The organism is Yersinia sp. 2466 StPb PI, from assembly GCF_041538325.1.
In the GTDB taxonomy this organism is placed as follows: Bacteria; Pseudomonadota; Gammaproteobacteria; order Enterobacterales; family Enterobacteriaceae; genus Yersinia; species Yersinia enterocolitica_E.
In genome coordinates this window covers 1,976,457-1,990,136 of sequence record NZ_JAULSL010000001.1, presented here as the reverse complement: position 1 = coordinate 1,990,136, position 13,680 = coordinate 1,976,457, and the positions used below count along the sequence as shown (strand labels likewise).

The following is a 13,680-nucleotide window of genomic DNA, read 5'->3' as shown; positions in this document are numbered from 1 at the left end:
AAGCCATACATGCACGACTCCTTTGCAAATTTGTGCGCCCACTCTGTTGGGCGCTTTTTTTGTTTTCTACTTCACTGATGTTTTCTGACGCTTATTTTTGTCATCACTTAAGCACATTCTCGTCATGAATTATTTCCATTACCAGACTAAGATAGTCTCGTAGTCACCGGCATAGCATCGGACTTACCACTTTTAGGCGACAAGAGGAATATTATGACATCGTTAACGCACCTCCCGGCGAATATGGTCGCAATTGAAATCACTCAGTCTGGTGGACCAGAAGTCTTAGTGGCCGTACAGCGTCCAACACCGATGCCTGCTGCGGGCGAAATATTAGTTAAAGTTTCAGCCGCAGGTGTTAACCGCCCTGATGTGATGCAACGCCGTGGTCAGTATGCGCCGCCGCCGGGGGCCTCAGATATTCCTGGATTAGAAGTTGCCGGCGAAGTGGTCGCCATTGCAGCTGATGTGAGCCGTTTTAAGATCGGAGACAGAGTCTGTGGGCTGATAGCTGGTGGGGGTTATGCGCAATACTGTGTCATACATGAAACCAATGCCTTACCTATTCCCTCCCCCCTTACTGATATTGAAGCAGCGGCGTTACCTGAAACATTCTTTACCGTATGGACCAACCTATTCCAACGAGGCCATTTTAGCGCCGGCGAAACAGTCTTAATTCACGGCGGATCTTCGGGTATTGGGACCACCGCAATATTACTGAGCAAAGCATTTGGCGCACAGACAGTGATTGTCACTGTGGGTTCAGAGGAAAAACGTCAAGCGTGCCTGAAGTTAGGGGCAGATGTTGCTATTAACTACCACACCCAAGATTTTGTCACTGAAACTAAACGCGCTACTGCCGGTAAAGGGGCTGATGTTATTGTTGATTTAATTGCTGGAGAGTATGTCGGGCGCAATTATGAAGCTGCGGCCATGAATGGGCGTATTGTTCAAATTAGTACACAAAATGGTAATGCTAAAGATCTTAACCTGATGTTAATGTTGCTAAAACGCCTGACACACACCGGATCCACATTACGCTCTCGTAGCGTTGTAGAAAAGGCACTGATCGCCCAAGAACTGGAAAAGCAAGTCTGGCCTTTACTGGGTAAGGGCAATATGAAGCCGCAAATCTGCCAGACATTCCCACTGGAAGAAGCATCGAAAGCGCATGAGTTGATGGAAGGCAGTACACATATCGGGAAAATAGTTTTGACCGTTTAAAGCAATGCAAAACGATAAAAACCGCTATTATTTATACTCATCCGCAGAAATCGACACTCAAGGGTTGATTTCTGCGGATGAGTAAATAATATACATCACTATTATCCCTTATCAGCCTATAACAGTTTAGCTAACTAATTTATTGAACTGATATACTTTAGATTTGATCTTCTATGTTAATCTATAACAAACCATTATGGTTTAATTTTTATGAGTCATTAATCACAAGGTCATAATTATGGACATAATTAAAAAAATATTAATTGACGACATCGCAAGAATAAATCAAAAAGAAAAAAGAGATGGCCGGTTAAAATTTAACAGCGATTTTGTCTACAAACATCCCTACCTTTGCCTAGCAATGCTAGTGTCATATTTTTTCGTCTTAGTTTTGATGTACTTAACGCCATACTTTGGCACAGGCTACATGATTGCATTTACCGCTTTCTTTGTCCTGATGTCAGCCATCCTTATGATGGAAATCAAACCTGTATTTAAGTTTGAGGATATTGGCATTCTTGACTTACGCGTTTGCTACAACGGAGAGTGGTTCTTTAGTCGTGCGTTATCAACACAAGCAATTGATGAAATATTAAATAACAAGAATATCAGTGATGACTTTAAACTTCGCTTTAAGCATATTATTAATAATAAAGGCGAAATAGATTTTTATGATGTCTATGATTTGGCTTATTTACAAAAAAAGCCCTCACAGTTTAATGAACCAAACGTCACCTCCTCGTTAGCCAGTTCGTCAGTTATTGGGCAGTAAATACCCGTATTCATAACACTTATGCCCCGTATGGGGCTTTAATCGTTATATCAAAGTAGCCTTTTTATCCAGCATACTCATTAGTTTTGTTAGGCAGATATCGTTAATACGCTAAAATGTTGCCTATAATAAGGTTAATGCTCCTAATAAAAAGAGGCTAATAGGTATGGATAAAATTGATGAACAACTGATTGCTATTTTAGCGGAAAATTCTCGGATATCTCTAAAAGATCTGTCACAACAAGTGGACCTCTCCTCTCCGAGTACATCCGAACGTCTGCGGCGTCTTGAAGAACGTAATATCATCCGCAGTTACACTCTAGACTTAGACCCGCGAGCTTTCGGTTATAACTTGCAAGCCATTGTCCGGGTCAAGCCCTTGACGGGAATGCTGCATAGCGTTGCAAAGATGATCCAGGAGACACCAGAATGTGTTGAGTGTGACAAAGTAACCGGTGACGATTGCTTTATTAGCCGTCTATACCTTCAGTCATTGGAGCAATTAGATGCCATCACTGACCATTGGTCTGAACACGCCGAAATTCATACCTCAATCGTAAAATCATCCCCTATTATGCGGCGATTACCCCCATTAATGCAGCCAATCAGGGGCACAAAAATCTAAAATATGTGCCTCCAGGCTCACTTTATTTATAATAAAGAGTTATGCTTCCTACCATTAGATAGATATCAAAAAATGGATAGTTGATGAGCAGTGAAACCCTAAGCCAGGTGCCGGAGTCATTGATTCTAACACTCCCCAACAGCAGTTGGGATCAGAGTGAAACAGAAAATGCCCGCGCTATTGAGGCTCTAGAACAAGGTAAAGTGCTATTTTTACCTCATCTGGCCTTTGCACTAAGTGAACAGGAGAAACAACTGCTCAACCCTGCATTGGTTGATGTTAAGCGTAAAAATATCAGCTTCAAGCCAGTGGAAGGCACGTTAACGGGTGTTATTGATGAAAGCAAAATTACCTTAACCCGTCAGTTACTTGAACGCTATTACCAACGTTGCTTAAATTTAATTAATCAACTATTGCCAGAGTATAAATCTGCCCTGCACAGCCCAACCAATAGTTTACGTTTACACCCGGTTGCGGCCTGGCGTGATAACACATCATGGCGTAAAGACGATAGCCGCCTACATGTTGATGCATTCCCTTCACGCCCCAATTATGGCGAACGTATCATCCGTATCTTCACCAATATCAACCCTCAGGGTGAACCCCGGTCATGGCGTGTTGGCGAAAATTTCACCCAGTTGGCCAGCCGTTATTTACCGCAACTGGATGACTACTCCCCTATCAGTAGTTGGCTACAAAATAAAGTGGGTATCACTAAACGCCGTCGCAGCCATTACGACCATTTGATGCTTCAGTTACACGACAAAATGAAGTCCGATTTGGATTATCAGAAGAATGGCTCACAACAAGCGATTGATTTCCCATCGGGCAGCAGTTGGATCTGTTTTTCTGATCAAACCCCCCATGCCGCAATGGGTGGGCAATATATGTTAGAACAAACTTTCCTATTGCCGGTTACCGGCATGAAACACCCTGAGCAATCCCCGTTAAAGATACTGGAATCATTGACACAGAAAGCACTAATATAATCCATACAGAGATTCCACTAATCCGCCAACTCGGCGGATTAGTGATTAAAAATATCATTGCCAAACCGCACCGGTTATATCGCGAGTAAATTAGCAAAAAAAATCATTGTTAAGCTTGATCCTCGATAAAAAATAAATATAATTTCTCACGTTATGTAAGCCAACTCCGCAATGGTTTTACTTGAGGTAAATAGATTAGCCTCATCGAGCACAATCCATATAGGGTATATTATTGCTCTGTTTGTGATTTTAGATAGCAGTTTTATTATATAGCTTATAATCATGGAATCTGATCAGATAGCGATTGGAGGTTAATATGGTTAAGGTCTATGACAGAAACAGAAACCAAATTATCCCGGGAAAACGTGTAATGGTCGCACAAACCGGTGATATTGACGTGGCAAAAGCTATCCATGCCGACGGGCTGGCCCCAGTACAGGCCGAACGGGAAAGAGTGGTTGAATTGCAGCAAACAGGTGAACGTTATGTGCCTTTCGATTTAGTCAGACTAGGCTAATAGTCGTGAGTGCATATAATGAATAGATTTAGACATGCGACTTTCTTGGCAAAAATTGAAAAGCTAATTTATTAGCAGTGGCACTAATATGCTGGGGCACCTGTATTAAAAGGTCGCCCCATCATTTTTATATAACCTTGCTATTTATATAATTATGGCATTTAACAACACAACCATGATAGCCATCAACTATAACAATAGAGAGTGGAATCCTAGCCAACACTTATTATCATCAACTCCCAATAATATATCCGGCGGGTGTTAATGGCCGCCCGTCGGATCAGCGTTATTTAAATATGACAAGCCGGTTCAATCGCCTGAGCCACTTTCTTTTGGAAGGTCTCAAGCTGACAAAGTTTGTCCTCTCCGCTGTTTTCACAACCTTCAATCGCAACAGGAACCCTACCTGCCGGATTGTTTTTCAAATCTAGTTTCTCAGCATTTCGTAATTGCTCCATGGTTTGATAGAACATTTTCACCGCGACATAGCGTTGATGATTATCTGGGTTCTGCCATAGCTCAAAGACTAACCCTCCACCGGGCGGTGTATTATCGGGTTGCTGTGGTAGTTGCCAATTGGCACCCAACATTCCGCCAATATTGGCAATATTCGTATCATGCCCACCAAGGAAAAGAACTTTGGTTTGTGGTGATAACGGCAGTGTTTGTCCCTGAGCATCGCGCTGAAGGACGAGTGCGGTCTCGATCTGTTGCAATAATGGAGTGCCCTTATGACGAGCGATATAAGGTGTTTTGGCCATTAAATCAAATTGCGCATTATGCAACGATAATAACGAGATCCAATTTTCTTCTCCCGTTAACCGATGCCAGGCAACATCGGGCATCGCTTGTGAATTCTGTAGCAGGAAGATCTCACCCAAGGTTGATGATAGCGCCAATGGTCCACTGAGCGAGACTTTTGTCCCGGTATTATTCACCGTGATTTCATTCGCTGTAAATTGGGCAAAATCACAGGTTTTTCCTTGCTGTTGTAGTGATTTACAGTAAGGCGATGCTGCAAAGTTCAATACCTCGCCCATCTGGGCAAAGGGTTTAGCATAGCGCTGGCTCAGTTCACTTAATGGCGCACCCAGTCGCTCCTCAGCAGCCTGATGGGTCTGTGTCGAATCTAACTTACACACCCCCGCATCGACCGGGTGAAATAGCGGATCCACTTTTTTCAAATCAGCCTGATAATGTACTTTCAGGCCGCACCCCGGTGCTATTCCATCAAGAAATGCCTGCCCGGTTAAACGCGTTCGTTGATCAATATCGGCCTGCGCATAGATAGCCGTATCAGTTGGGCACCCTGGCGCGAGTAACCCTTTGCTACGGAAGTAATCGCCATAGAATCCGCCCATCAATGTTACTAATTGTGCACCTCGGGGGGTTAAGTATCCTGCGGCGACCGGCCATTGCGGCCACTTGTCGGGGGTTACATCATTCATTAACTGTGTTTGTTTGGTCGGCGAGCGGACACCATGGCGGCTCAAAATAACCACGCGCTCCAATGTGTAACCGGTAGGCGGGATAGCAACCGGTGCGGCACTAATCGCGCTGCTACTTAGCATCAAGACCAGTGCGGATAATCGCAGACTATCTACTGTTACTGTCATAATTTTATATCCTTATTAAAACTACGAATACTTTTGCCTCAACGAGTATGGTCGACGATCGACGCCCCCACAATGTGCGAAAGCAATAAGCAGTAGGAGTGCTAATAAGTGCTATAGCGCAAAAAATTATGTCAATTGGCGCTAAACTTGATTCGCTTCTCAGTGTTAGAACGATAATTAGCCGATTATGTCATTAACAATATTTATATTGAAAGGAGGGAGGGTACAAATCCGCTTTATCATTCCGGCTATTGTCCGAAAAGCATTAAGCGCATAAAAGCATTTGGCACATTAGGATTGGAGAATATAGCCCGTAATCCGGCAGCTATACATACACATCATAAGGAGTCTGACATGCGGAAAACAGGCGATATCGACAGAGTCATGTCGGCCAGACAACTTCCAAACAAAGCCGTAGCACTGATTCTTGCAGGAGGCCGTGGCTCACGCCTTAAAGATCTTACGTCCGTTCGCGCGAAACCCGCAGTTCACTTTGGCGGAAAATACCGCATTATCGACTTCGCACTCTCTAACTGCCTCAATTCAGGTATTCGCCGAATCGGCGTGATAACGCAGTATCAATCTCATACCTTGGTGCAACATATTCAGCATGGTTGGTCGTTTCTCAGTGAAGAGATGAACGAGTTTGTTGATTTGTTACCTGCACAACAGCGCCAAGGACAAGAGCACTGGTATACCGGCACCGCTGATGCCGTCTTCCAGAACCTGGATATTATCCGCCGTTATCGTTCTGAATATGTCGTGATCCTCGCCGGGGACCATATATATAAAATGGACTACTCCCGCATGCTGTTAGATCACGTGGAAAGCGGCGCTGCCTGCACCGTAGCCTGTATTGAAGTGCCCAAAGAGGAAGCGAGTGCCTTCGGTGTAATGGAAGTGTCTGAAGATCTACAAGTAAAAATGTTTTGGGAAAAACCGGAGGATCCGCCAACGTTACCCGGCAAACCTGAGCGCAGCCTGGCCAGTATGGGAATTTATGTCTTTAATGCTGAGTTCCTGTTCAATTTACTGGAAAGCGATCACGCAGATAAAGGCAGTAGCCATGATTTTGGCAAAGATATTTTGCCGAAAATTACTGAACAAGGCCATGTCTGGGCGCATCCATTCTCACTGTCTTGTGTCTCAACGTCACCCGATGCCCCTGATTATTGGCGTGATGTAGGAACATTGGATGCCTACTGGCAGGCTAACCTCGATCAAGCAGCTATCACACCCGAGCTGGATATGTATGACCCCCATTGGCCAATACGTACCTATGCCGAGCCCTTACCACCGGCGAAATTTGTTCAGGATCGTTCTGGCAGTCACGGGATGACCATGAATACCTTAGTTTCCGGCGGTTGCTTTATCTCCGGTTCAGTGGTGGTCAACTCAGTGCTATTTTCCCGAGTGCGGGTCAACTCCTTCTGCAATATTGATTCTTGCGTATTGCTACCCGACGTCAATGTGGGCCGCTCTTGTCGTCTACACCGTTGTGTAATCGATCGTGCCAGTACTATCCCCGAGGGGATGGTGATTGGCGAAAATGCAGATGAAGATGCCCGTCGTTTCTATCGTTCAGAGAGTGGCATTGTATTAGTCACCCGCGAGATGCTGGCAAAGCTGTAAGGACAGAGGTGGCCTGACATGGACAAGTGAGGAATAATTTATATAATCAGACCAAACAAATCAAAAGGTCTGATTATGTCATTTACTGAATGGGTCATATTGGGTGTGGTTATTGGTTGTGCCGTTGGCGCGTTACTGAGGATTTTTGGTAAGAAGAAAGACCGCTAACCTTTTCAGTTGTCAGAATATACCCTAAATAATTCAAGTTGCAGGAAGGCGACAAGCGAGATACAAATCGGTCGGGAGCAGATTTGTACGCTGCTTGCAGCGGCCTCGCAGAGGCGAGGCCCAAGGATGGACCGAGTAACGAGCGCAGCCAGCACACATGCAGCTTGAAGTATGACGGGTATTGATAGAATAAGACGGCGCATCAATGTGCCGTCTTTTTTTGTGATAACAATCTCATTATCGATCAGAAGGTGTAACGTAACCCTAAGCGGAAACGATATTGCTCGCTGTTGTATTCATTCCAACGATCCAACCATTGCAATTCAAAATAGGGCATCCAGTGAGTGTCAATTTTATAACTGAATTTATTGGTTATTTCCCAGTGAGAACTTTTGCCATTTTTACCGTGAAAATCATTGACGCGCACAAAGTAATGAGGTTCAAAAGTATATGACAACGCATCAGTCAGTTTGAAATTCCAATAAGTAGCAAACTCATGGCTGTCATTGTGAGCATAATGACCATTGAGATCTTTTGATTCATAGTTATTGTGATTATAACGATAGCGCGCAGTCAAATTAAATACCGGTAAGAATTTGTAGTTAAAATCCATATAGACGGAACCACCCGAACCTGAGCTATTGGAGTTCACTAAGCCGCCAGGGGAAATAGTGAATTTATCTGTCGGGCGAAATAATGGATACCAACCCTCCAGTTCGTTATAGCTATGTTTGAATTGATCCATTTTCCCTGTGTTATAAGCATTCGTTAACATCAGGCCGGAACCATTATCAAAGTTATACCCACCGCGCAGGATAACTTCATGCAGCTCAGAGGCCGTATTATATGCTTCACGGGTTTCAACATAAGCTCGACCGGCAAAGGCACTGGCAGAGCAAACCAACGAGGTAATCAAGATAATTGAATTATATTTATTCATGACAAATCCCTATTGATAACAATAAATGAAGGTTTATTATTTTTCTTACATCATGAAAAATGACAAATAGTTATCATGGCTACTCCTCTGCCATAAATAACCGGTAGAGGAATAACACAATCAAAATAACAACATGCCAGTTTTTAACGTCACATCACTCTATATTTAATAGCATTTCTTATTACCACTAAAAATAGAAATCACCCCGACGTAGCCATTTTACGTAAATTCAATTCAGCAATAATTTTAACAAAGCGCTGCTCATTGAGCTTATAAAATAGCCCCATGGTTATGGCTGCAATCATTGCCAGAGTGCAAGGGTAAATAAAAATCAATTGGCGCAACCCCTCCAATACTGATGTCGATTGGGCAACATTGGGAATATAACCAATCTGAGTGAGCATGATACCGGGCAGAAATCCAGCCAGTGCGGCAGAAATTTTTCGTGAGAAGGTATAGCCGGTATACACCGACCCTTCTGCGCGAATCCCTGTTTTCCATTCACCATAATCCACCGTATCGGAGACTAATGCCCAGTTCAGGCTGTTGACAAATGCAGTACCGAAAAAGGCCATACAGGAGAATGCAACAAAGCTGACCGAACTGGTGCCCCAGATATAATTCAGTACATCCCCCATGCCCCATAACATTAAGCCACTAAGGTAGACGGTTTTCTTGCCGAAATACTTCACCGCCGTGGGGACCAGCAATACACCAATCAAAATACAGCCCATACTGAAAAAGCCCATATAGGACAGTAAATGAATATCCTGCAATACGTACTGAGTGTAATAAACCTGAATCGCCAGTTTGATATTGAATGCTGCCAACGTGCACAAATTGGCAATACATAACACTAATAGCGGCGGGTTCTTAAAGATGGCGCAAAATGATTTAAAAATACCCGGTTTATGGTGTACCGATACCGGTTCCACATAGCGTTCTTTGACACCGGAATAACACCACCACATGCAGACCAGGCCGAACGTGACAAATATTAGCGCTGCAACCAGATAGCCTATCTCAGGTGAGGACGTAAACAGCAGTTGAATTGGCATAAAAGCTACCGTGCACAGTAATAGCCCTACCGTCGCCCCACCCTGTCGCCAGGCTGCCAGGTGCGCGCGCTCATTTGGGTTTTTGGTCATTGCCGGGACCATCGCACCATAAGAGCAATTCATCAAACTGTAGAATAAACCGAATAACATAAACAGCACTGTTGCCAATACCGTTTTGATATTTAGACTAAAACCGGTATTGAGAAAGTTCGCGACAGCCAGCAATGCCACAGGTAATGAGGCATACAGAATAAATGGCCGGAACTTCCCTTTCACACCAATGTGACGGCGAGAATCTAATAGTACGCCGGTAAACATATCGGTAAAGGCGGTAAAGAACTTGGCAATCAAAAAAATCACGCCACCGTAAATAGCCGGGAGCCCCAGAATATCGGTATAAAACTTCAGTAAATAAAGTGTCCCGATGCACAGCATCAGGTTAGAACCAAAATCGCCCATTCCATAAGCTATTTTTTCCCGCAGCGGTAATCGAAGTGTTACGGGATCCTGGTAAGTTGAATTCGGCATCTGACAGGTCCTTTTTATTTTTTAACCCGCTTACCTCCGGTTAAATCTCACTCGCACCGGATCCTGCCATAAGCGGGTTGTAGGGTTTTGGTGGTGTTAATTCATCTGATTAAACAGATCAAGGCTAGATTGCCGGACTGACATCGCGTTTGCGCTCTTCCAGCTCGGTGACAATCTTGATGTAATTTTTCTCGGTCAGATGGTAGAACAACCCCATAGTCAGTGCGGTAAGTATCGCCAACCCGCATGGGTACAAGAAGATAAGCTGCGTTAGCCCCTCCAGCGTTCTTTCTCCCTGTGCCACGTTAGGCACATAGCCGATATACGCCAGCATGACACCGGGGAAGAAGCCTGCTAACCCTTGGGAAATCTTACGGAAGAAGGTGAAACCGGTGTATACCGTCCCCTCTGAGCGCACGCCGGTTTTCCACTCACCATATTCCACCGTGTCAGAAACCAGCGCCCAGTTCAGGCTGTTCACAAAAGCCGTGCCGAAGAAAGCCAGGCAAGAGAACAGAACAAATAAAGTCGAGGTGCTGCCCCACATGTAGTTCATGGCATCCCCCAAGATCCACAAGCTCAGCCCACCCAAATAGACGTTTTTCTTACCAAAGCGTTTCACCACCGTTGGTACCAGCAGCACCCCCAGTAAGATGCACCCCATACTGAAGAACCCCATATATGACAGTAACGTGACATCGTTGAGTACGTATTGGGTGTAATAGATCTGAATCGCTAGTTTTATATTGAAACCAGCCAAGGTGCACAGATTAGCAATACAGAGGACAAACAACGGCTTATTGCCAGTAATGGCTTTGAATGATTGCAACAGACCAGGTTTGGCTGCTCCCGGCTTTGGTAGTTCGACATAACGTTCTTTAACGCCGGAATAACACCACCACATGCACAGCATGCCGACAAAAGCGAAGATGGATGCAGCCACCAGATAACCGGTCTGCGCCTGCCCTTCAAATAGCGACAAGATGGGTACAAAACCGACGGTACACAATAGTAGTCCGACGGTTGCCCCCCCCTGACGCCATGCGGCAAGTTGAGCTCGCTCTTGTGGGTTTTTGGTCATGGCGGGAACCATTGCACCGTATGAGCAGTTCATCATGCTAAAGAACAGGCCAAAGCTCATAAAGATCAACGTGGCCGTGATGGTTTTACCGGTAATACTAAATGAGGTACCAATAAAGTTAGCCACCACCAGCAAGGCCACCGGCATCGATGCATAGAGGATAAAGGGGCGGAACTTACCCTTTGGCCCGATATTGCGGCGGTTATCCAGCATGACACCGGTACCAATATCGGTGAATGCAGTAAAGAAACGCGAGATTAGAAAGATTAATCCTCCCCAAGCGGCGGGGATTTCCAACACATCCGTATAAAACTTAAGCAAGTACAATGTACCCACACACAACAGTAGGTTTGAACCCACATCGCCAATCCCGTAGGAGAATTTCTCGCGCAGCGGCAGTGTCAATTTTACTGGATCTTGATGTATTTCACTCATGTCACTCTCCTGAGAGGCCCGCCACCCGCGGGCCTCTGCCTGTGTTATAACGCCCGTAATGATGCAAACAATTCAGCCCATTCACTGCCCGCCCGGTAGAACACCGGCGGTTGTCCCATTGGTGCCGCGACAGTTACATCAGCCCCGCCACAGTGTGATTCACCGGTCCACAGATTGATCCAGTTGTCTGATGGCAAATAGAGTGACCAATCGGTGCGCCCCTCTTCATATACCGGTGCAACTAACAGATCACGGCCAAACAGATACTGGTATTTCAGGCCATAGGTGTGAGCATCATTCTCGTAATGCAGGAACAGTGGGCGCATTACCGGCAAGCCAGATTGTGAGTTAAGCGCCACGGCTTGTTTGATATACGGCTTCAGCGTGGTAAAGACTTGGGTCATCCGGGCAAACTGACGGATAGTCTCGACATCGCTATCAAACTGCCAGTTATCATCCGGGCGATTACCTTCATGAGTACGCATCAGTGGGGTAAAGGCGCAGAATTCACACCAGCGCATCAACAACTCTTTACTGCGTTTCATCTCAAATAACGTGGTGTAACCACCAATATCGCTGTGATGCAAACCATGACCGGTCATTGCCAGTGATAACGCCGCAGGTATAACAGATGCCAACCCATCATCCAGACTCCAATCCACGTTCTGGTCACCAGCCCACATCATCACCGAGTATTTTTGGCTACCGGTATAACCGGCCCGCATAAAGAACAATATTTCGCCTAATTTGCCGGTTTCGGCCAGGGCGTCGTAGTTACATTTGGCCCACAGCGCGGGCCAGGCGTTATGCATGATTTCAGCATCGACACCATTGTCCATCACGGTGTCGGTCGGCAAGTATTCGCCAAAGTCGGCCATCCAGCCATCAAGGCCAAACGCGATCAGATTCTTTTTAATCACTTCCTTATACCAGTCGTAGGCCGCCGGTTTGGTCAGATCAACCACCCCGGCATAGAACTCACCAAACTCCACCTGGTAGTCATTGCCGCTGTAGTCTTTGGTCAGATAGCCCTTCTCTGCCGCTTCGGCATACAGCTCTTTTTCAATCGCCACATAGGGATTGATATAGCCGAGGAAGCGCACACCTTCTTTCTTCCATTGCACAATCCGTTTATCCAGCTCAGGATAGAGGTCGCTGTCCCAGCGCCAGTTCCACATCAGGCGTTTACCAAAAGATGTTATGCGACGGCCCTCCCAGTCCTGCGCCCAAATACCGCTGACTTTCACCCCATGCTCACGCATCACCTCCAGCTTTTGCTGGCACACCTCGGTCCCGCCCTGAATCCCCAGAATCACGCCGTCATATACCCAATCCGGTAACTCAGGCTGGCGGCCTAATAATGCGGTCAATTGCTCCAACAGACCGATATAACTGTCAGCACAGTCAAACCGTAGCACCGCTACGTCTTGCCAAATCGCCAGTTCGTGATAGTCAGGGGCTGAAAAATCGAAATTCATATAGCAACTGTTATCAACGTGACAGTAGTATTTTTGGCTGCTAACAAAAGTGGGCTGCGGGAAGAAGGTCCAGTAATAGTCACCGCCCGCGTTCTCTTTACAGTCGGCCTGCCAGGTAACATAACTTTGCTTGTTGCGCCCCACCCCCTGCTCGCTGGTCCACAGTGGGAATGGCTTGCCACGGAGATCGAAATAGGAGAACTGTTCACCACAGCCGTAGATATGGTCCTCCGATTGCGCGGCGAGCCGTAGCCACATTCGGTTATTCTCTTTATCACCATTGCGCAGGGACATCTCCAACCGCCCGGCCGCGTCGTAGGTAATATGTAATGTGGCTTGGGCTACCTCTCCCCGGCTAAATTGAATCTCCCACCCCTGCTGTTGTGGGATGATAACCGCATCGGTCAATGCCAGTTTTTCACTCAAGCAATCTTTGATACTGAAATTGCCACGGAACATATCGATGTCCGCTTTACCCCGGCCAATCCACAGGCACGGCGTTTGTGCGCTGTGTTGCAGTAACAAACGTTGTTGGAATGAAAGAGTGAAACCGCCATCGTGCTCAACCAATACCACTCCCGGCAGGTTGCCCGCTTGATAAGTCATAATAAAAATCC

The 13,680-nt window shown here is 45.8% G+C and carries 11 protein-coding genes; 6 read left to right on the top strand and 5 right to left on the bottom strand.

The window, feature by feature from the left end:
* The first annotated feature begins 213 nt into the window (after positions 1–213).
* The 5 genes from Q2T72_RS08985 (at position 214) to ydfZ (ending at position 4,127) form a co-directional block, all read left to right on the top strand.
* On the top strand, positions 214–1,224 hold the full coding sequence (locus Q2T72_RS08985; protein ID WP_372569011.1) for an NAD(P)H-quinone oxidoreductase: 1,011 nt from the start codon (positions 214–216) through the stop codon (positions 1,222–1,224).
* A 238-nt stretch (positions 1,225–1,462) separates the two neighbouring features.
* On the top strand, positions 1,463–1,996 hold the full coding sequence (locus Q2T72_RS08980; RefSeq protein ID WP_372569010.1) for a YlaC family protein: 534 nt from the start codon (positions 1,463–1,465) through the stop codon (positions 1,994–1,996).
* 166 nt (positions 1,997–2,162) lie between these two features.
* The gene (locus tag Q2T72_RS08975) at positions 2,163–2,621 is read left to right on the top strand and encodes an Lrp/AsnC family transcriptional regulator (RefSeq protein WP_083159185.1); all 459 of its coding nucleotides are present in this window, start codon (positions 2,163–2,165) and stop codon (positions 2,619–2,621) included.
* Positions 2,622–2,704: 83 nt separating this feature from the next.
* Complete coding sequence (locus tag Q2T72_RS08970; RefSeq protein ID WP_372569009.1) at positions 2,705–3,610, top strand: Kdo hydroxylase family protein; 906 nt, start codon at positions 2,705–2,707, stop codon at positions 3,608–3,610.
* 316 nt (positions 3,611–3,926) lie between these two features.
* Positions 3,927–4,127 (top strand): putative selenium delivery protein YdfZ, encoded by a 201-nt coding sequence (ydfZ, locus tag Q2T72_RS08965; RefSeq protein ID WP_372569008.1) that lies wholly within the window; start codon positions 3,927–3,929, stop codon positions 4,125–4,127.
* Positions 4,128–4,417: 290 nt separating this feature from the next.
* On the opposite strand, the gene Q2T72_RS08960 is transcribed toward ydfZ, so the two are convergent.
* On the bottom strand, positions 4,418–5,743 hold the full coding sequence (locus tag Q2T72_RS08960) for an AppA family phytase/histidine-type acid phosphatase (protein ID WP_372569007.1): 1,326 nt from the start codon (positions 5,741–5,743) through the stop codon (positions 4,418–4,420).
* A 354-nt stretch (positions 5,744–6,097) separates the two neighbouring features.
* Here Q2T72_RS08960 and glgC point away from each other — a divergent pair, with 354 nt between their 5' ends.
* Positions 6,098–7,375, top strand: coding sequence for a glucose-1-phosphate adenylyltransferase (gene glgC / locus Q2T72_RS08955; RefSeq protein WP_083159188.1), 1,278 nt, complete (start codon positions 6,098–6,100; stop codon positions 7,373–7,375).
* 412 nt (positions 7,376–7,787) lie between these two features.
* Here glgC and ompL read toward each other — a convergent pair whose 3' ends face one another.
* The 4 genes from ompL to Q2T72_RS08935 all read right to left on the bottom strand — a co-directional run bounded on the left by ompL (position 7,788) and on the right by Q2T72_RS08935 (position 13,669).
* Positions 7,788–8,483 (bottom strand): porin OmpL, encoded by a 696-nt coding sequence (ompL, locus tag Q2T72_RS08950; RefSeq protein ID WP_083159189.1) that lies wholly within the window; start codon positions 8,481–8,483, stop codon positions 7,788–7,790.
* A gap of 200 nt (positions 8,484–8,683) precedes the next feature.
* Positions 8,684–10,069, bottom strand: a complete 1,386-nt coding sequence (locus Q2T72_RS08945; RefSeq protein WP_083159190.1) for an MFS transporter — start codon at positions 10,067–10,069, stop codon at positions 8,684–8,686.
* Between the two features lie 124 nt (positions 10,070–10,193).
* On the bottom strand, positions 10,194–11,585 hold the full coding sequence (locus Q2T72_RS08940; protein ID WP_083159191.1) for an MFS transporter: 1,392 nt from the start codon (positions 11,583–11,585) through the stop codon (positions 10,194–10,196).
* Positions 11,586–11,629: 44 nt separating this feature from the next.
* Positions 11,630–13,669 (bottom strand): alpha-glucosidase, encoded by a 2,040-nt coding sequence (locus Q2T72_RS08935; RefSeq protein WP_372569006.1) that lies wholly within the window; start codon positions 13,667–13,669, stop codon positions 11,630–11,632.
* Between the last annotated feature and the right edge of the window lie 11 nt (positions 13,670–13,680).